Origin of the sequence: Catellatospora sp. NPDC049609 (assembly GCF_040675365.1) — a bacterium.
GTDB lineage: Bacteria > Actinomycetota > Actinomycetes > Mycobacteriales > Micromonosporaceae > Catellatospora.
Genome location: NZ_JBFAOU010000009.1, coordinates 60,587 through 77,926, shown reverse-complemented (window position 1 = coordinate 77,926; position 17,340 = coordinate 60,587). Strand labels below are relative to the sequence as shown.

16 protein-coding genes and 1 pseudogene are annotated in these 17,340 nt (G+C 72.5%); 11 read left to right on the top strand and 6 right to left on the bottom strand.

Features of this window, described 5'->3' with window-relative positions; translation table 11 throughout:
* The first annotated feature begins 58 nt into the window (after positions 1-58).
* The 4 genes from AB0J67_RS04580 to AB0J67_RS04565 all read left to right on the top strand — a co-directional run bounded on the left by AB0J67_RS04580 (position 59) and on the right by AB0J67_RS04565 (position 4,011).
* Positions 59-1,069 (top strand): Ku protein, encoded by a 1,011-nt coding sequence (locus AB0J67_RS04580; RefSeq protein ID WP_363476185.1) that lies wholly within the window; start codon positions 59-61, stop codon positions 1,067-1,069.
* 61 nt (positions 1,070-1,130) lie between these two features.
* The gene (locus AB0J67_RS04575; protein WP_363476183.1) at positions 1,131-1,931 is read left to right on the top strand and encodes a DNA ligase; all 801 of its coding nucleotides are present in this window, start codon (positions 1,131-1,133) and stop codon (positions 1,929-1,931) included.
* Positions 1,928-2,746 carry a non-homologous end-joining DNA ligase gene (ligD, locus tag AB0J67_RS04570; protein ID WP_363476181.1) on the top strand — a complete coding sequence of 273 codons (819 nt, stop codon included), beginning with the start codon at positions 1,928-1,930 and terminating at the stop codon, positions 2,744-2,746. The genes AB0J67_RS04575 and ligD overlap by 4 nt, the downstream gene beginning before the upstream one ends.
* A gap of 536 nt (positions 2,747-3,282) precedes the next feature.
* Positions 3,283-4,011 (top strand): helix-turn-helix transcriptional regulator, encoded by a 729-nt coding sequence (locus AB0J67_RS04565; RefSeq protein WP_363476179.1) that lies wholly within the window; start codon positions 3,283-3,285, stop codon positions 4,009-4,011.
* Here AB0J67_RS04565 and AB0J67_RS04560 read toward each other — a convergent pair.
* The gene (locus AB0J67_RS04560) at positions 3,986-5,659 is read right to left on the bottom strand and encodes a DNA repair helicase XPB (protein WP_363476178.1); all 1,674 of its coding nucleotides are present in this window, start codon (positions 5,657-5,659) and stop codon (positions 3,986-3,988) included. The genes AB0J67_RS04565 and AB0J67_RS04560 overlap by 26 nt on opposite strands.
* A 138-nt stretch (positions 5,660-5,797) precedes the next feature.
* Here AB0J67_RS04560 and AB0J67_RS04555 point away from each other — a divergent pair, with 138 nt between their 5' ends.
* Positions 5,798-6,628, top strand: coding sequence for a L,D-transpeptidase family protein (locus AB0J67_RS04555; protein ID WP_363476176.1), 831 nt, complete (start codon positions 5,798-5,800; stop codon positions 6,626-6,628).
* Positions 6,629-6,811: 183 nt separating this feature from the next.
* Here the strand turns inward: AB0J67_RS04555 and AB0J67_RS04550 are convergent, their stop codons facing one another.
* Positions 6,812-7,057 (bottom strand): hypothetical protein, encoded by a 246-nt coding sequence (locus AB0J67_RS04550; protein ID WP_363476174.1) that lies wholly within the window; start codon positions 7,055-7,057, stop codon positions 6,812-6,814.
* Positions 7,058-7,205: 148 nt separating this feature from the next.
* On the bottom strand, positions 7,206-9,602 hold the full coding sequence (locus tag AB0J67_RS04545) for a helicase-associated domain-containing protein (protein ID WP_363476172.1): 2,397 nt from the start codon (positions 9,600-9,602) through the stop codon (positions 7,206-7,208).
* Between the two features lie 189 nt (positions 9,603-9,791).
* Between AB0J67_RS04545 and AB0J67_RS04540 the strand changes: the two genes are divergently transcribed.
* Positions 9,792-10,178 carry a cold-shock protein gene (locus tag AB0J67_RS04540; protein ID WP_363476170.1) on the top strand — a complete coding sequence of 129 codons (387 nt, stop codon included), beginning with the start codon at positions 9,792-9,794 and terminating at the stop codon, positions 10,176-10,178.
* Positions 10,179-10,272: 94 nt separating this feature from the next.
* Here the strand turns inward: AB0J67_RS04540 and AB0J67_RS04535 are convergent, their stop codons facing one another.
* Together AB0J67_RS04535 and AB0J67_RS04530 are read right to left on the bottom strand one after the other, a co-directional pair.
* The gene (locus AB0J67_RS04535) at positions 10,273-11,076 is read right to left on the bottom strand and encodes a 1,4-dihydroxy-6-naphthoate synthase (RefSeq protein WP_363476169.1); all 804 of its coding nucleotides are present in this window, start codon (positions 11,074-11,076) and stop codon (positions 10,273-10,275) included.
* On the bottom strand, positions 11,073-11,243 hold the full coding sequence (locus tag AB0J67_RS04530; RefSeq protein ID WP_363476245.1) for a DUF2530 domain-containing protein: 171 nt from the start codon (positions 11,241-11,243) through the stop codon (positions 11,073-11,075). Before AB0J67_RS04530 ends, AB0J67_RS04535 begins: the two co-directional genes overlap by 4 nt.
* Positions 11,244-11,336: 93 nt before the next feature.
* On the opposite strand from AB0J67_RS04530, the gene AB0J67_RS04525 reads away from it, so the two are divergent.
* Complete coding sequence (locus tag AB0J67_RS04525) at positions 11,337-12,350, top strand: hypothetical protein (protein WP_363476167.1); 1,014 nt, start codon at positions 11,337-11,339, stop codon at positions 12,348-12,350.
* The gene (locus AB0J67_RS04520) at positions 12,347-12,976 is read left to right on the top strand and encodes a futalosine hydrolase (protein ID WP_363476165.1); all 630 of its coding nucleotides are present in this window, start codon (positions 12,347-12,349) and stop codon (positions 12,974-12,976) included. Before AB0J67_RS04525 ends, AB0J67_RS04520 begins: the two co-directional genes overlap by 4 nt.
* A 60-nt stretch (positions 12,977-13,036) precedes the next feature.
* On the opposite strand, the pseudogene AB0J67_RS04515 reads toward AB0J67_RS04520, so the two are convergent.
* Positions 13,037-13,795, bottom strand: a pseudogene (locus AB0J67_RS04515) (DUF3027 domain-containing protein); the annotation flags it as partial.
* Between the two features lie 118 nt (positions 13,796-13,913).
* On the opposite strand from AB0J67_RS04515, the gene AB0J67_RS04510 reads away from it, so the two are divergent.
* The 3 genes from AB0J67_RS04510 (at position 13,914) to AB0J67_RS04500 (ending at position 17,284) form a co-directional block, all read left to right on the top strand.
* Positions 13,914-15,368, top strand: coding sequence for an NCS2 family permease (locus AB0J67_RS04510; RefSeq protein ID WP_363476163.1), 1,455 nt, complete (start codon positions 13,914-13,916; stop codon positions 15,366-15,368).
* A gap of 85 nt (positions 15,369-15,453) precedes the next feature.
* Positions 15,454-15,885 (top strand): MarR family transcriptional regulator, encoded by a 432-nt coding sequence (locus AB0J67_RS04505; RefSeq protein WP_363476243.1) that lies wholly within the window; start codon positions 15,454-15,456, stop codon positions 15,883-15,885.
* Positions 15,886-15,988: 103 nt separating this feature from the next.
* Positions 15,989-17,284: an MFS transporter gene (locus AB0J67_RS04500; RefSeq protein ID WP_363476161.1), complete on the top strand. Its 1,296-nt coding sequence runs from the start codon at positions 15,989-15,991 to the stop codon at positions 17,282-17,284.
* Positions 17,285-17,340: the final 56 nt, after the last annotated feature.

Genomic DNA, 17,340 nt, shown 5'->3' with positions numbered 1-17,340 from the left:
CACCCTAGAACCCTGGCGTTCTTGCGGTACAGGCCGCCCTATCGGTCATACTTCCCATATGAGGGCGATCTGGAAGGGCGCCGTCTCCTTCGGGCTGGTCTCGATCTCGGTGAAGCTCTACTCCGCCACGGAGGAGAAGGACATCCGGTTCCACCAGGTGCACAAGGCCGACGGCGGCCGGATCAAGTACCAGCGTGTCTGCGCCATCGACGGCGAGCAGGTCAGCTATGACCAGATCGCCAAGGGGTACGACATGGGCGGCGGCGAGATGGTGGTGCTCACCGACGAGGACTTCAAGAACCTGCCGCTGACCAGCTCGCGGGCGATCGAGGTGCTGGAGTTCGTGCCGAACGAGCAGATCGACCCGATCCTCTACGACAAGGCGTACTACCTGGAGCCGGACGGCGCCGCCGGGGTGAAGCCGTACATGCTGCTGCGGGAGGCGCTGTCGGACGTGGACCGGGTCGCGGTGGTCAAGGTGGCGCTGCGGCAGCGGGAGACCCTGGCGACGGTACGCGTGCACGAGGGCGTGCTGGTGCTCAACACCATGCTGTGGCCGGACGAGGTGCGCGAGCCCGCGTTCGACTTCCTGGACGAGGACGTGAAGCTGCGCCCGCAGGAGGTCAAGATGGCGTCGTCGCTGGTCGACTCGATGTCGGGCGACTTCCGGCCGGACGAGTTCACCGACGCCTACCGCGAAGCCCTGCAGCAGGTCATCGACGTGAAGGTCGGCAAGAAGGACACGGTCGTGCAGCCGACCACCGAGGAGCCGATCGCCCCGACGATCGACCTGATGGCGGCGCTGCGCGAGTCGGTGGAGCGGGCCCGCGCGGCGCGCGGCGGCGCGGCCGCGCCGGAGGAGAAGCGCACCGGGCACGCCACGGTCACCCCGATCAAGAAGGCGGCGAAGAAGGCCGAGCCGGAGAAGGAGGCCGCGCCGAAGAAGAGCACGACCAAGAAGGCCGAGCCGGCCAAGTCCACCACGGGGAAGACGACGGCCACGAAGAGCACGGCGGCGAAGAAGACGACCGCCAAGAAGGCTCCCGCGAAGAAGGCCAAGGCGGCCTGACGCGGTGCCGACGTCGTCGACCGGGCGGCCCCGCGCGTTGGCGGGCCCGAGTGTCGCCCCGATGCTGGCGACGGCCGGCCCGCTGCCCAGCGGCCCGCAGTGGGCGTACGAGGTGAAGTGGGACGGGTTCCGGGCGGTCTACGCCGGCGGGCGCTTCCGCGGCCGGTCGGGGCGGCAGCTCACCGGCCCGCCGATGCCCGACGTGCCGGAGGTGCTCGACGGCGAGCTCGTCGCGTTCGGCGCGGACGGCAGACCCAGCTTCCAGGCGATGCAGCAGGGCGTGGCCCCCGTGTACGTCGCCTTCGACGTGATCCGGCTCGACCTCACCTACGACGAGCGCCGGGCGGTGCTGGACGGGCTGGGCCTGGCCGCGGTCTCGCCCAGCTTCGACGACGGCCCCGCCACCGTCGCGGCAGCCCGTGAGCTGGGCCTGGAGGGTGTGGTGGCCAAACGCCGCGCCTCGCGCTACCAGCCCGGCGTGCGCTCGCCCGACTGGGTCAAGTGGAAGTTCGTCCGCACGGGAGAGTTCGTCATCGGCGGCTGGCGGTCCGGCGCCCGCCCGCTGGGCGCGCTGCTCGTCGGCACCCCGCTGCCCGACGGCACCCTGCGCTACCGGGGCCGGGTCGGCGGCGGCCTGACCGTGCGGGTGGAGCGGGCGCTGCTGCCGGTGCTGCGGGAGCTGGTCCGCGAGGGCTCGCCGTTCACCGGCCGGGCCGAGTCCGGCACCTGGGTGGAGCCGCTGCTCGTGGTGGAGGTGCGCTACAGCGAGATCACACCCGACGGGCGGCTGCGCTTCCCGGTGTTCCTGCGGCTACGCCCCGACAAGCTGCCCGGCGACTGCGTGGGCGAGGACTGCGGATGAAGGTCAGGGTCGACTCCCGCGAGCTCAGCCTCTCCAACCTGGACAAGCCGCTATTCCCCGACGGCACCACCAAGGCCGAGGTGATCGACTACTACCACCGGATCGCGCCGGTGATCCTGCCGCACCTGCGAGACCGGGCGCTGACCCGGATCCGCTTCCCCGACGGCGCGGACCGGCCCGGCTTCTTCGAGAAGAACGCGCCGGTCAAGAAACCCGCCTGGGTGCCCACCTCCCCCGACGGCCTGATCATCTGCAACGAGCCGGCCACCCTGGTGTGGCTGGCCAACCTAGCCGCCCTGGAACTGCACACCCACCAGTGGCTGGTCGGCGCCGACGGCCCCGACCGCGTCGTGTTCGACCTGGATCCCGGCCCGCCCGCCGGCCTCGACGAGTGCCGCGCCGTCGCCCTCGCCCTGCGCGAGCGCCTGGCCGTGGACGGCCGCGAGGCCTTCCCGAAGACCTCAGGCCGCAAAGGCATGCAGGTCAGCAGCACCTTCTCCGGCACCTTCGACGAGGTGTCGGACTACGCCCGCGGCATCGCCGCCGAGTTCGCCGCCGCCGCGAAGGACATGGTCACCGACCAGATGGGCAAGGAACTGCGCCCCGGCAAGGTCTTCATCGACTGGAGCCAGAACAACCAGGCCAAGACGACGGTATGCGTGTACTCCCTGCGCGCCAACCCCGCGCCCACCGTCTCCACCCCCCTGACCTGGGACGAGGTCACCCACGGCGACTTCACCGCCGCCTCCTTCGGCCCCGCCGAGGTCCTCGACCGCGTCGCCCGCCTCGGCGACCTTCACGCCGGCCTGCTCTGATCAGGCGCCGCGTGCCGGCGGCTGAGGCCGGTGTCGTGCGGGAAGCGGCCATGGCTGAAGCCGGTGTCGCGGTGAAGGAGGCCGTGGCTGAGTCCGGTGCCACGCCGAACGCAGCGGCGATCGCCGCCATGTTGCGCCGTGCCCAGCCCCGGCCAGGTCGAGTGACCGGCTGGCGGGGCCTGCGGCGGTGGACTGGCGGCCATCGCGATCAGGCGTAGTGGACTCGGCGGCGACCGGCCTGAGGCGGGGCGCCGGTTCGGCCGCAGGTCTGCGTCATCTCACCGTTGGCGCCCAGCACGACCAGCCGGCTGACGGGCTGGAGGGCCGCTGCGACAGCGCCTTGATGACAAGGCGCGGCTTCCGGCGAAGTACTCGCTGTTTCACGCGACAACTTCTGGGTTGTCCCGACAACCCAGAAGTTGTCGCGTTTCTAGAGATACCTACTCCTGCCGGGTTATCCACAGCCATAGATAGCGGTTCCGGCCGGTTATCCACAGCCCCTGGCGCCGCCGGAAGGCGACCGCGACGATCGGGTCGTGGATGAGAGGGTCGACGGGGAGGAGCGCCTGGCGTGGCAACTCGGTCTGCTGCTGCAGACCGCGCGGGCGCGGAGTGGCATCAGCCAGGCGCAACTGGCCGAGCGGGCGGGACTGCCCAAGCAGCAGGTGTCCCGGTTCGAGCAGGGTCGGCGGGCGGTGACCTCCACCCTGGTCGACCGGCTGTTCGGCGAGCTGGGGTTGCGGGTGCGGGTGGAGGTCGAGGCGGCGGGCGCCGGACTCGGTGCTGAGATCGAGAAGGTGCGGGCAGACCTGGCGGTGCGGCAGAACATGCTGTTCGCGAATCTGCGGCTGCTGAACGCGCGGCATCAGCCCCGGTTCGGGCACCTGCTGGACGGGGAGGGTGCGGCGCTGCTGCAAGGGGTGCCCGTGGCCGCGCGGCGGATCGACCTGCTGGTGGCCGAGGCCGAGGTAGACGCGCTGGCTGAATGGATCACGTCGGTGGGGCTGCGCCGCTATGACGAGCGGTGGGGTGAACTCGGCTGGTCCGATCCGGATCCGCGGCTGCCGGGGCCGCTGCGGTGGGGCAACGGTCTGGTCGAGGTGGCGGTGCGGCTCGTGGGGGAGTTGCCGCCGCCGGTGCTCGTCACCATCCCCGGGTTCGGGGCGGGTGAGGAGCACCGAGCGGCGGTGCGGGCGCTGCCGGAGGTCGAGGCCGACTTCCCGGCGGTGGCGCGGGTGCTCAGGCGCCTGCGGACGGGCCGCTGAGCACGTCGTCGGCGTCCACGATGGTGTAGGCGTAACCCTGCTCGGCGAGGAAGCGCTGGCGGTGGGCGGCGTACTCGGTGTCGATGGTGTCGCGGGAGACGACCGTGTAGAAGTGCGCCTGCCGGCCGTCGCCCTTCGGGCGCAGCACCCGGCCCAGCCGCTGCGCCTCCTCCTGGCGCGAGCCGAACGTGCCCGACACCTGCACCGCGACCGCAGCCTCGGGCAGGTCGATGGAGAAGTTGCCCACCTTGGACAGGATCAGCGTGCGCAGCTCGCCCGCGCGGAACGCGTCGAACAGCCGCTCGCGCTCCTTGTTGGTGGTGCCGCCGTGCACGATCGGCGCCGGCAGGCCCTGCTCCTCCAGGAACCGGCCGATGTCGTGCAGCTGCTCCAGGTACGCCCCGATGACCAGCACCTGCTCGTCGGCGTGCCGCTCGATGAGCGCCTTGATCACTGGGAGCTTCGCATCGGCGGTGGCCGCGAACTTGTACTTCTCCTCCGGCTCGATCGCCGCGTACGCCAGGCGGTCGCGGTCGGGCAGGGTCACCCGGATCTCGGTGCAGTCGGCGGGGGCGATCCAGCCCTGCGACTCGATGTCCTTCCACGGGGCGTCGTACCGCTTCGGGCCGATCAGGCTGAAGACGTCGCCCTCCTTGCCGTCCTCGCGGACCAGGGTGGCGGTCAGGCCGAGGCGGCGGCGGGCCTGCAGGTCGGCGGTGAACCGGAACATCGGCGCGGGCAGCAGGTGCACCTCGTCGTAGACGATGAGTCCCCAGTCGCGCGCGTCGAACACGTTGAGGTGCGGGAACGTGCCGTTGCGGCGCGTCGTGAGCACCTGGTACGTGGCGATGGTGACCGGCCTGATCTCCTTGCGTTCGCCGGAGTACTCGCCGATCTCGTCCTCGGTCAGCGTGGTGCGGGCCAGCAGCTCGCGGCGCCACTGACGGCCCGCGACCGTGTTCGTCACCAAAATCAGCGTGGTCGCGCTGACGTCGGCCATGGCCGCCGCGCCGACCAGCGTCTTGCCCGCGCCGCAGGGCAGCACCACCACGCCCGAGCCGCCCGCGGTGAAGTGCTGCACCGCCTCGCGCTGGTACGACCGCAGGTGCCAGCCGTCCTCGCGCAGCGCGATCGGGTGCGCCTCGCCGTCGACGTACCCGGCGAGGTCCTCGGCGGGCCAGCCGAGCTTGAGCAGCACCTGCTTGAGGTGGCCGCGCTCGGACCCGTGCACGGCGATGGTGTCCGGGTCGAGCTGCGCGCCCAGCATCCCGGCGACCTTCTTCGACTTGGCGACCTCGACCAGCACCGCGCGGTCCAGACCGCGCAGCACCAGGCCGTGCGCGGGGTCGTTGAGCAGCTGCAGCCGCCCGTAGCGGTCCATCGTCTCGGCCACGTCCACCAGCAGCGAGTGCGGCACGGGGTAGCGGGAGAAGCGCAGCAGCGCGTCCACCACGCTCTCGGCGTCGTGGCCCGCCGCGCGCGCGTTCCACAGGCCCAGCGGCGTCAGCCGGTAGGTGTGCATGTGCTCGGGCGAGCGCTCGAGCTCGGCGAACGGGGCGATCGCCATCCGGCAGGCGGTCGCGTCGGGGTGGTCCACCTCGAGCAGCAGGGTCTTGTCGGACTGGACGATCAGCGGGCCGTTCGTCATGCTCACCTCACGCTAAGGCGGTGCAGGGACAACACTCCAGTGTCCCACGTCGTGGCCGAACGGCCGACAACCTGCGCACGAACATGAGCGTCTATCATGCCGACACCGGCGGATCTTTCACCACCTGGGGAGGTTCTGGTGCGTCGTATCCTCGCGTGCCTGCTCGCGTCCGCAACGCTCGCTCTGGCGGCCGGCTGCGGTCCGGACGGCACCGCCGCGTCGGGCCAGCCCGGCTTCGTGTCGGCCACCGGCGACCTGGCCACGCCCGACCCCTCGGACCCGGCCGCGCCGAGCACCGCGCCGTCGCCGTCCGCACCGGCGGCGCCCTCGCCCATGCCCACGAAGTCGCCCACGGCCAAGCCCAGCCCGACCGCCGTCTCCTGCCCGCAGGGGGAGCACCAGAAGGCCGTGGAGCAGGCGCTGGCCACGCTCGGCGGCTACGGCGCGGTGACCGTGGACGGCAAGCAGTCCGCCGCGGACTGCGCCGCCATCAAGAAGTTCCAGAAGCGGTTCGACATCCGGCCGTACAACGGCAAGGCCGGCCCGATGACCCGCGGCGTCTCGCAGCGCCTGCTGCGCAGCAAGGCGAGCAGCTGCGGCGCGGGATCCGGGCTCACCGCGTGCGTGGACCTCACCAACCAGACCGTCTGGATCATGAACGGCGGCAAGATCGTCTACGGTCCGACGGTCACCCGGACCGGGATGGCCGGCTACGCCACCCCGTCGGGCACCTTCAAGATCTATGACCGGCAGCTGAAGAACTGGTCCGAGGAGTGGGACGTCTGGCTGCCGTACTGGCAGCGGGTGGTGGGTGGAAGCGGTTTCCACCAGACCACGACCTACATCCACAACACCGGCATCGGTTCGCACGGATGTATCAACCTGCTGCCCGCCGATGCCGTGAAGTTCTGGAACACGCTCAAGAGCGGCACTCCCGTGAAGATGTTCGGCCGTCGCCCGGGTACGTGACCCATACTCATCCGATTGGATGAAGCCTGTCATTCTTTCGGCCGAAACCAGCGCTGAGTCGCAACCGCTTACCGTCCGGGAGGCGTAATCCGAGTGCCGTGCGCGTTCGGGGCGCCAAACGGGGGCGAGCGCAACGTCGGGATGGGCCGTGGCGGTTAGGGGCAGCCACGGCCCATTTTTCGTTCACTGGCGGCTGCGGTGGGTGGCTCCGGCGATCGAGAAGAGCAGCAGCAGCAGGATGCCGCTGCCGATCGACTCGCCGGCCGCGTCCACGATGTTGCGCTTGAGTCCCAGCCAGGCGAAGAAGAACCAGGCCACCAGGGCGCCGGACACGCCACCGATGATCATTTTTGCGCGCCGGGACAGGCTCGCGGCCGGTACGGGCACCGGCTCGGCCTGCTCGCGCGCCGCCTCCTGATCAGTCGTCATCGCATCCCTCATCCCTTCCTACCTCCCAGCGTGCCATTCAGCGCCCGCTTACGGCTGAATTGCCAGGCATTCGGGTGATACGAGATCAGTGCGGCCGCGGGCGGCCAGCCCGCCGCCCGCCGCGTGTGCAGGAGCGTGTGCCGCCCGCTCAGTCGGCCGGTGCCGCCGCGGTGATCCGGTGCAGCGCGAACGTGTGCAGCGTCTGCGTACGGTCGTCCTCGGCGCGCAGGTAGCCCGCCCCGATCGACACCGGACGGACCAGCCGCGAGGCGTTGGCGCCGTGCGCGTCCACGTACCCCACCCAGACCTTCGCCCGGTCCCGGACCGCCTGCTGGAGCACCGCCAGGGCGTGGCTGTGCGCCTGCACCGCGGTGAGGCTGGACATGGGCTGCCCGGCGGCGGCGCGCACCGCGTCCGGCGCCCGGCGGGCGGCGCGGGCCCGCGCGTCCCCGCGCCGGATCTCCTCGACGATGCCGAGCAGGCGCGGCTCGGTCAGGCCGGGCGCGTCCAGGGCGTCGGGCTGCGCCTGCAGCGCCGCGCGGGCCGCCGCCCGGCGCATCCGGGGCTTGGTCAGCACGGCCGCCCCGGTCGCGTCCTCGGGCACGGGGGCATACCCGGCGTCGCGCAGCGCGGTCAGCAGCCGCGCCGCGCTGAACGTGGTGACCAGCACGGTCGGCGCCAGCCGGCGCAGCTGCAGCCCGGCCAGCCGCCGGTCGGCCAGCACGGCCGACACCAGGCCCTCGTCGTCACTGCGCAGGTATCCGTTCGCGGGGCCGGTGCGCAGCCCGCCGTGCGTGCGCGAGACGTCGTCCACCAGGTACGTCAGCGCCTGCGGCACCGACGTCTTCGACCGGCGGGCGAACAGCGCGTGCAGGTCCGGCCCGGCGTACCCGGCGTCCAGCGCCCGGCGCAGGCTCGCCGCGGTCACCCGGTACACACTCGCGCCGCCGCCGGACTCGTGCTCGGCCACCAGGTCCAGCTCGGCGGCGAGCGCCGGCTCGGGCGGGCCGGGCACCACCACGGTCAGGTCGGCCTGGATCAGCACATGGTCGACGGGCGGCGGCAGCAGCTCGGCCAGCGCGACGACCAACGGGGTCTGCTCCGGCGGCAGGACGGCCTCCGGTCGCAGCCCGAGCGGGTCGTCGTCGGACGGCCCCAGGTTGGTCAGCTCGACCAGCTCCCGCCCGTACGCGGTGAGCGCGCCGAGGCCGGTGACGCCCAGGTCGGCCGCTTCGGACAGCGCCTCGCGGTGCAGCTCCTCGCGCCCGCGCATGCGGCGCGGTGCCTGCCAGCGCAGCCATTCCAGCAGCTCGTCGGCGTCCGGCCCGGTGCCGGGGACCAGCTCGCCCAGCGCCGACAGCACCGCGCGCCGGGCGGCGGGTGTGCCGGCCCGTTCCAGCTGCGGGGACAGCACGGTCAGCGGCTTGTCCTTCAGGTCGCGCTGCCCGGCCAGCGCGGGCTGGCGCGGCATGGCCAGCCACGCCTCGGCCAGCCGGGCCCAGCGCTGGGCCAGCGGCGCGACGCGCCAGTCGTCGTACCCGGCCGCGGGCAGGAACACGGTCTCGCTGCCGAGCTCGACCTCGCCGATCAGCCCGGCCGCGGCGGCGGTCTCCAGCAGCAACCCGGCCAGCGGCTCGGCGATCCCGGCGGCCTTGGCCAGCCGCCGCAGCGGCAGCACGCCCATGCCGCCGCCGCGCAGCACCGTGGGCGGCTCCTCGTTCAGCGCCTCCAGCAGGTCCTCGGTGTGCCGTACGGCGGTCATCGCCTGCCCCGCACCCGCCCGGTCCACCGTGGTCACCGCGCGCGGCCCGGTGCCGATGGCGGGGGGCAGCGGGTGCAGCGGGCCGAGCGGACCGGCGTCGCGGCGCAGCAGCAGGCCCAGCTCGCGGGGCAGCTCGACCGCGCCCTCGGCCGTCTCCACCAGCAGGTGGTGTTCCAGCAGCCAGGTCACCGGCTCGGTGCGGTTGACGGTGGTGCCGACGGGCGGGCCCTCGGCGAGCCGGTCCAGCACCGCGCGGGCCGCGGGCGGGGCGGCCAGCAGCGTACGCCGCAGCCGCGCCGGGTCGTTGACCAGCGCGATCACCGCGCCCTGCAGCTCCGCGGCGGTGTCCAGCTCGGCGGCGGGACGGCCCAGGCCGGCCAGGTACGGCGAGCAGACCTCGTCGACCGTGGCCACCAGGCGCAGCGCTTCGTCGCCGGGCCGCGCCGGGTAGAGCAGGGCGCGCTCGCGCAGCCGGTCGAGCGCCTCGGTCACCCGGGCCGGTTCGGGGCCGCCGGTCGGGGCGCAGGCCATCGCGATGACCGCGGCGGCGGTGGTGCTGCCGTCCGAAGGCGAGCGGGTGAGCCGGACCGCGTCGAGGATCTCCAGCGTGAACCGGTCGAGCGAGTCGAGCGTACGGGCCACCGACACCCGGGTCTGGGCCCGCGCGGCCAGCACCGTCAGGTCCGTGGGCACGGGCGTGATCAGGTCGGGGCGCAGGCGCAGCAGCGCGCCGAGGGCGTCGTCGGACAGCGCGCGAAGGTGGTCGGCGAACTCGGTGCTCATCGTGCCTCCACGCTAGCCGGTTCGCGGTGTGCGCGCGGCAGTCGGAAGGACGGTACGGCGGGCCGGAAGCGGGGATTCAAGTTGGGCGCCCGGATCACGATCGCTAGCCTTGTCAGCGGGCCACCGCCGGCGTGGCTCCCAGACGTGCCGGGCGCCGGGCGCCCGCCGGAAAGAAGCAGGTGTGCAGCGGTGCCTACGGGTCGCGTGAAGTGGTACGACACGGAGAAGGGATTCGGTTTCCTGACCCGGGACGATGGTGGGGACGTCTTCGTGCACAAGGCCGCGCTGCCCGACGGCGTCGGTGACCTCAAGCCCGGGCAGAAGGTCGAGTTCGGCGTCGCGGCGGGTCGCAAGGGCGACCAGGCGCTGCAGGTGAAGCTGATCGACGCGCCGCCGTCGTTGCAGGAGCTGCGCCGCCGCCCCGCCGAGGAGCTGAACAACATGATCGAGGACATGATCAAGGTCCTCGAGGCGAAGATCCTTCCCGATCTCAAGCGCGGCCGCTTCCCCGAGAAGAAGGGCGCCCAGAAGATCGCCGAGGCCCTCCACGCCATCGCCCGCGAGCTCGAAGTCTGACCCGCGGCCCTCAAGATCGTCCGACTTGCCTGGCACATGGGCACTCCGGGGTCCCGGATACGCCCAGGTGCCAGGCAAGTTCGCTGGTCGAGGACTACAGGTCCACGGCGGGGACCAGGCCCGCGGCGGCGGCGCGGTGGAGCAGAGCGCGGGCGGCGGCCAGGCCGTCGGTGCCGAGGTCCTCGGTGAACTCGTTGACGTACAGCTTGATGTGCTGGTCGACGACGTCCGGCTCCATCTCCTGCGCGTGCGCGAGCACGTATGCGCGGCTCGCCTCAGGGTCGGCCCAGGCGGCCCGGACGGAGGCCCGCACCCATTCCGTGGCCGCGGCGGCGTCGACGGTGCCCCGCTTGGCCAGGATCGCGCCGAGCGGGATGGGCAGGCCGGTGTCGCCCTCCCACCACTCGCCGAGGTCGACCAGGCTGGTCAGGCCGTACCGCTGGTAGGTGAAGCGGGCCTCGTGGATGACCAGGCCCGCGTCGTAACGGCCGGCGGCCACCCCGGGCATGATCTCGTGGAACGGCACCACCTCGATGCGGCCCGGGACCTGCCCGGACTGCTGCGCCCACAGCCGGAACAGCAGGTACGCCGTGGTGCGGTCACCGGGCACGGCGACCGTCGCGCCGGAGATGTCCGGCCGTCCAGCGGTCAGCAGCAGCGGGCCGCAGCCGCGGCCGAGCGCGCCGCCGCAGGGCAGCAGCTCGTACGTGTCCAGCAGCCACGGCAGCGCCGCATAGCTGACCTTGACCAGGTCGAACCGGCCGTCCAGCGCGGCGGTGTTGGTGACGTCGACGTCGGCGAAGGTGACGTCCAGCTCCGGCGCGCCCGGCACCAGGCCGTGCACCAGCGCGTGGAAGACGAAGGTGTCGTTGGGGCAGGGCGAGAACGCGATCCTCATGAGCGGCGCGCCTTCCGGTGCCGGTCGTGCACGATCATCGTGAGCAGGCCGGGGATGCCCCACACCACGCCGGCGGCGCAGATCGCCAGCCAGCTCTCGTGGCCGTTGGCCGTCAGCCAGTCGCGGTTGAGCAGCAGGACGAGGCCGACCAGCGCGAACGCGGCCATGCCGGCGAGCGCGAAGGGAACGGTCGGCGGGTCCAGCGGTTTGGGTGGTTCCAGAGGCACGCTGACAGGGTACGCGCTGGCAGGATATGCACCATGCCCCTGCTGCAAGCGCTCCAGCGCCTCGCGGACGTGCTGGTCCGGATCGTTCGGGTGCTCATCGCCACGGTGAGCCGTTCGGTGGTCGGCATCCGCTGGCTCACCCGCACCGCGCTGCGGGTACGCGTCCAGGGCTCGAACGGCGTGACCGGCGTGGCCCGCCTGTACGACCTGCACGCCGTGGTCGTCGCCGCAGACCTGTCCCTGCTCGCGGGCCTGGTCTGGCTGGCGGGCGCGCCCCCGGTGGCGCACGTGTGGGCGGCGGCCCTGGCCGGGGTGGCCGTGGCGCTGCCGCTGGTGCTCGTGATCGGTCGCGCCCCGGCGGCGGGCCGCGCCGTGATCGGTCTCACCCTCGTCGGCCGCGGCGTGGCCACGATCCTGGCCGCGCAGTGGCTCGGCGGCACGAGCCTGCTGGTGCTGGCCCTGGTCGCGCTGATCCTGCCGCAGTGGGCGGTGCACCTGACCCTGCTGCGCCGCATGCTGCCCGCCGGGGCGCCGGTGCTGTCGACCTTGTGGCGCGCCAACCAGTACGCCCTCATCGCGGGCCTGGTGACCGGGGTGAGCGGCCTGGTCGTCGGCGCGTTCGCGAACGGCTGGCCGATGTGGGTCGCCGTGGTGCTGCTGACCGTCGGCGCGCTGCTGGCCCTGCGCCTGCCCGCCCCGGGCGGCACGACCACGGGCGGCTCCGGCGCGGAAGGCTCCGGCTCGCACCACTCCGGCCGGGGCACCGGCTCGGCAGGCACCGGCTCGGCAGGCACCGGCTCGGGCGGCCACGGCTCGACCGGATCGGGCTCCACCGGCTCGGGCCGCGCCGGATCCGGCTCGGCTTCCGCGGGAGCCGGCTCGGGCACCGGGGGCTCCGGGTCGAGCGGTGCGGGCGGAGCGGCGGGGTCCGGATCGGGCGCGCCGACCCAGCGGCAGCCCCGGCAGGACCAGCCGACCATTCCGGAGGGGTTCCACGTGTACCGTCCGTCGTCGCTGGAGCCGGGCGACGAGGGGCGGAAGAAGTGACACTGCTGGTGGTGACGGCGGTCGACGCCGAGGCGCAGGCGGTGGCCCGCGGGCTGCCCGCGGGCGTGGACGTGCTGGTGGCGCCGGTCGGGGTGGGTCCGGCCGCGGCCGCCGCGGGCACGGCCCGGCTGCTGGCGCTGGCAGGGGACCGTTACCGGGCCGTGGTGTCGGCGGGGATCGGCGGCGGCATCGGCCACGCGCCCGGCGCGACCGTGCTGGCGACCCGCAGCATCGCGGCGGACCTGGGCGCGCAGTCGCCGGACGGCTTCCTCAGCCTGGACGAGCTGGGCTTCGGCAGCGCCATCGCGGCGGTGGACGCCGGGCTGCTGGCGGGGCTGCGCGCCGCGCTGCCGGGTGCCGCGCTCGGCGACGTGCTGACCGTGTCCACCGTCACCGGCACCGCCGAGGGCACCGCCGAGCTGCTGCGCCGGCACCCGCACGCGGTCGCCGAGGCGATGGAGGGCTACGGCGTGGCCTGTGCCGCGCAGGGCGCAGGGCTGCCGTTCGCGGAGCTGCGTACCATCTCGAACCCGGTCGGCCCGCGGGACCGCGCCGCCTGGCGCATCGGCGACGCGCTGGCCGCGCTGACCCACGCGGCACCGGCGTTCGCCGGGCTGCTCAACTGAGCGAAGCTCCGTGCCCGCTGCGCGGGCAGCGGGCACGGAGCTTCGGCAGAAAGCGGGTCAGACCTCGACCTCTTCGACGCCGCCGTCGTCGTAGATGGTCGGCGGGGCGGGGATGACGGTCTCGTCGATCAGCACCTCGGAGTGGCCGCCGCAGCCGTGGTCGAGCGAGACGACGCGGCCGTCGTCGGGGGCGTACACGTTGGTGCAGGCGCCGAACATGCGGCCGAGCGCGCCGCCCAGCCGGACGTAGAACGCGCAGGAGACGCAGCGCGCGGTGCGCGGCGCGGCCACCGAGATGGGCGCGTCCGGGCCGGGGTCGCCGTCGTACCAGCGCTGCGCGGCCTCCTCGCGGCCCAGCGGGGACAGCACGCGCGGGCGGCCGAGGCCGAGCTCCCAGGCGACGTCGTCGACCTCCGGGTCGCCGCCGAGCATGTAGCCGGGGGTGAGCCGGTCGTCGTCCTCGGGCGTGGGCAGCAGGTCGCCGACGCCCAGGTCACCGGGGTGCAGCCGCTCGTGCCACGGCACCCAGCCGGGGGCGAGCAGCGCGTCGCCGCCGGGCAGCAGCACCGTCTCGCAGACGGTGACGTGCTTGCTGCGCGGGGCGCGGGTCACCGTGACGGCCCACTGCCAGCCGCGGTATCCGGGCAGGTCGCAGGCGAAATAGTGGGTGACGACGCGATCGCCTTCGGCGACGACGTTCAGGTGCTCGCCGACGTGGCCGGGATCCTCGGTGATCGCCGTACGGGCGATCTCGACGGCCTCGGCACAGGCCTGGTCGACTTTCGGGGCGCGGGTGGCGGTCCTGGTCACGTCCCCCATTGTTCCCTATCGCTGACACGCGCCTTCGCTGACCCGGCTGCCTCACGCGCACGTCGCCGGCGATACCTGTTCCGTGGGTCGGTACACAATCGGCCGTCGATCTGGAACGATGCGGCCCATGAGCACAGCAGGCGGTGCGGTCGGCGGGATCGACCGTTACTTCGAGATCTCCGCCCGCGGGTCGACGATGTCCCGCGAGGTGCGTGGTGGCCTGGCCACTTTCTTCACGATGGCGTACATCGTGGTCCTCAACCCGCTGATCCTCGGCGGGGGCACGGACAAGGACGGGCAGCCGCTGGCCCCGGAGAGCATGGGCGGTCTGGCGGCGATCGCCGCGGTGACCGCGCTGATGGCGGGCCTCCTGACGATCCTGATGGGCGTGGTGGGCCGGTTCCCGCTCGCGCTCGCGGCGGGCCTCGGCGTCAACGCCCTCGTGGCGTATGAGATCGCCCCGCAGATGACCTGGGCCGACGCGATGGGCCTGGTGGTCATCGAAGGCGTGCTCATCGGCATCCTGGTGCTGACCGGGCTGCGGCAGGCCGTGTTCCACAGCGTGCCGATGCAGCTGAAGTCGGCGATCGGCGTCGGCATCGGCCTGTTCCTGACCATCATCGGCTTCGTGGACGCGGGCTTCGTCCGCTCGACGGGGCAGGGCTCGCCGCCGATCGGCCTCGGCATCGGCGGCAAGATCGTCACGTGGCCGGGCCTGGTCTTCGTGCTCGGCCTGCTGGCGACGATCGTGCTGGTGGCGAGGAAGGTCAAGGGCGCGATCCTGATCGGCATCGTCGGCACGACGGTCCTGGCGATCGTGGTCGAGGCGATTGCGAAGGTGGGCCCGATGGGCGGCCCGACCGGCACCCCGGCCGGCTGGAGCCTGAACGTGCCGAAGGTGCCGAGCCAGTGGGTCAGCACCCCGGACCTGTCGCTGCTGGGCAACTTCAACGTGCTGGGCGGCTGGGAGACGGCGGGGCCGATCGTCGCGGCGATGTTCGTGTTCACGCTGCTGCTGACCGACTTCTTCGACACGATGGGCACCATGGTCGCCGTCGCCCAGGAGGGCGACCTGCTGACCGAGGACGGCATGGTGCCGCGCACCCGGGAGATCCTGCTGGTCGACTCGATCGCGGCGGCGGCGGGCGGCGCGGCGAGCACGTCGAGCAACACGTCGTACATCGAGAGCGCGGCGGGTGTCGCCGAGGGCGCGCGGACCGGGTTCGCCAACCTGGTGACCGGTGCCCTGTTCCTGCTGGCGATGTTCCTGTCGCCGCTGGTCACGATCGTGCCGTTCGAGGCAGCCTCGGTGGCGCTGATCGTGGTGGGCTTCCTGATGATGACCGCGGTGCGCAACATCGACTGGACCGACTACGAGATCGGCATCCCGGCCTTCCTGGCCATCGTGCTCATGCCGTTCACGTACTCGATCTCGAACGGCATCGGCGCCGGCGTGATCGCGTACGTCCTGATCAAGCTGAGCAAGGGCAAGCTGCGCGACGTGCACCCGCTGCTGTGGATCGTGGCGCTGCTCTTCGTGGTCTATTTCAGCGTGGGCGCGCTCGAGAAGCTGGTTTTCTGAGAGCGTGACCGCGCTCACCTCGGCAATCGTATTTCGTTAGCCAAGCTTATTAGTTAAGCTAAGAACCGTGACGGAGCAGGTGGTGATGGTGGCGCAAGCTTCTCCCGAGGAGCTGACGGAGCGGCTCCGCGACGCCATCACCCGGCTCAACCGGCGGTTGCGCCAGGAGCGCCCGGTCGGCGATCTCACCGTTACCCAGCTTTCGGCTCTCACCAGCCTGCGCATCGGCGGCGCGCTCACCCCGCGCGAGCTGTCCGAGGCGGAGCGGGTGCAGCCGCCCACGATGACCAAGATCGTGGCGAAGCTCGAGGAACGCGGTCTGATCAGCCGGACCCCGCACCCCACCGACGGGCGGCAGGTCCTGCTGTCGCCCAGCGACCAGGGGCTCGCGGTGCTCGAGGACTACCAGCGTGTACGCGACGAGTGGCTGGCCGGGAAACTGGCCGACCTCACCGCCGCCGAACGCGACACCGTGGCCCGCGCCGCGGCACTGCTGGAGCGGCTCGCTCGCGACTGACGGCGGGGCATCCCGCGCGTCGGCCCGCGAGGCCTGACCCGTCCGACCGACCGGGACCCCCGGCCGGCGAGCGGCGAAGGCTATCCGAGGAGGCGCACTCCGCGTGCGGGCACGATTGAGCACCACCTTCCGTTCCCTGACGGTTCGCAACTACCGGCTCTTCGCGGGCGGTCAGCTGATCAAGCTGATCGGCGTGTGGATGATGTACGTCGCCCAGGACTGGCTGGTCCTGGAGCTGACCCACGACTCGCCCACCGCGCTGGGCCTGGTCACCGCGATGCAGTTCGTGCCGGTCATGCTGCTCACCCTGTACGCGGGCACCCTCGCCGACCGCTTCGACAAGCGCACCCTGCTGATGATCTCCAACGGCGCCTGGGCGGTGCTGGCCATCCTGCAGGCGATCCTGGTCGCCACCGGCACCATCCAGCTCTGGCACATCCTGATCTTCGCGCTGCTGCTCGGCGTCGCCCAGTCCATCGAGACCCCCGTGCGCCAGGCCTTCGTCTCCGAGCTGGTCGGCAAGCCGCTGCTGCCCAACGCGCTGTCGCTGTCCGCGGCCACCTTCCAGACCGCCCGCATCACCGGCCCGGCCCTGGCCGGTGTCGCCATCGCCGGGCTCGGCACCGGCCCCGTCTTCCTGGTCAGCACCGTCATGGCGGTGGCCCCGGTCTTCATGCAGGCCCGGATGAACCCGGCCGAGCTGCACCGGCCCGAGCTGCCGCCGCTGGCCGAGCGGGACAAGGCCCGGGTGGGCGACGGCCTGCGCTACGTGCGCACCCGGCACGACCTGCTGCTGCCCATGGTGATGATGTTCGTGATCGCGATGTTCGGGTACAACTTCCAGCTCACCCTGGCGCTGCTGGCCAAGACGGTGTTCGACACCGGTGCGGCCACCTTCGGCCTGTTCAACACCGCGCTCGCGGTCGGCTCGCTGGCCGGTGCGCTGGCCGGCACCGCCCGCAAGGGCCGCCCCTCGGTGTACCTGCTGCTCGCCGCCGCGGTCGCGTTCGGCCTGCTCGCGGTCGCGGTCGGGTTCGCGCCGTACAAGTGGCTGGTGCTGGCGCTGCTGGTGCCGACCGGGTTCAGCACGGTCTTCCTGGGGCAGGCCGCCAACCAGCGGGTGCAGCTCGGCGTGGACGGCGCGTTCCGGGGCCGGGTGATGGCGCTGTACGTGCTGATCTTCCTGGGCACCGCGCCCATCGGCTCGATGATCATCAGCTGGATCGCGGAGACCTTCGGCGCCGCGGCGAGCATCTGGCTGGGCGGCGCGGTGTCCCTGCTGGCGGCGGTCGCCGCACTGGTCTGGCAGCTGCGCCACGCGGGCGACAAGCTGGCCTTCCAGGCCCGGCCCAGGCCACGCGTGCGGGTCGTGCACGCCGAGAGCGTCGCGGCGGCGTGACGGCGGCGGGCGTCCGGGACCGACGATCGTGACAGGGGGTGATCACTCTTGACTAT

What these genes read in the sequence shown, in the direction of transcription:
- AB0J67_RS04560 (WP_363476178.1), bottom strand. Translation starts at nt 5,659, where the DNA reads ATGACGAACGGCCCGCTGATCGTCCAGTCCGACAAGACCCTGCTGCTC.
- AB0J67_RS04535 (WP_363476169.1), bottom strand. Translation starts at nt 11,076, where the DNA reads ATGAGGATCGCGTTCTCGCCCTGCCCCAACGACACCTTCGTCTTCCAC.
- AB0J67_RS04550 (WP_363476174.1), bottom strand. Translation starts at nt 7,057, where the DNA reads ATGACGACTGATCAGGAGGCGGCGCGCGAGCAGGCCGAGCCGGTGCCC.
- AB0J67_RS04525 (WP_363476167.1), top strand. Translation starts at nt 11,337, where the DNA reads ATGCCCCTGCTGCAAGCGCTCCAGCGCCTCGCGGACGTGCTGGTCCGG.
- AB0J67_RS04505 (WP_363476243.1), top strand. Translation starts at nt 15,454, where the DNA reads ATGGTGGCGCAAGCTTCTCCCGAGGAGCTGACGGAGCGGCTCCGCGAC.
- AB0J67_RS04575 (WP_363476183.1), top strand. Translation starts at nt 1,131, where the DNA reads ATGCTGGCGACGGCCGGCCCGCTGCCCAGCGGCCCGCAGTGGGCGTAC.
- AB0J67_RS04580 (WP_363476185.1), top strand. Translation starts at nt 59, where the DNA reads ATGAGGGCGATCTGGAAGGGCGCCGTCTCCTTCGGGCTGGTCTCGATC.
- ligD (WP_363476181.1), top strand. Translation starts at nt 1,928, where the DNA reads ATGAAGGTCAGGGTCGACTCCCGCGAGCTCAGCCTCTCCAACCTGGAC.
- AB0J67_RS04530 (WP_363476245.1), bottom strand. Translation starts at nt 11,243, where the DNA reads ATGGCCGCGTTCGCGCTGGTCGGCCTCGTCCTGCTGCTCAACCGCGAC.
- AB0J67_RS04510 (WP_363476163.1), top strand. Translation starts at nt 13,914, where the DNA reads ATGAGCACAGCAGGCGGTGCGGTCGGCGGGATCGACCGTTACTTCGAG.
- AB0J67_RS04545 (WP_363476172.1), bottom strand. Translation starts at nt 9,602, where the DNA reads ATGAGCACCGAGTTCGCCGACCACCTTCGCGCGCTGTCCGACGACGCC.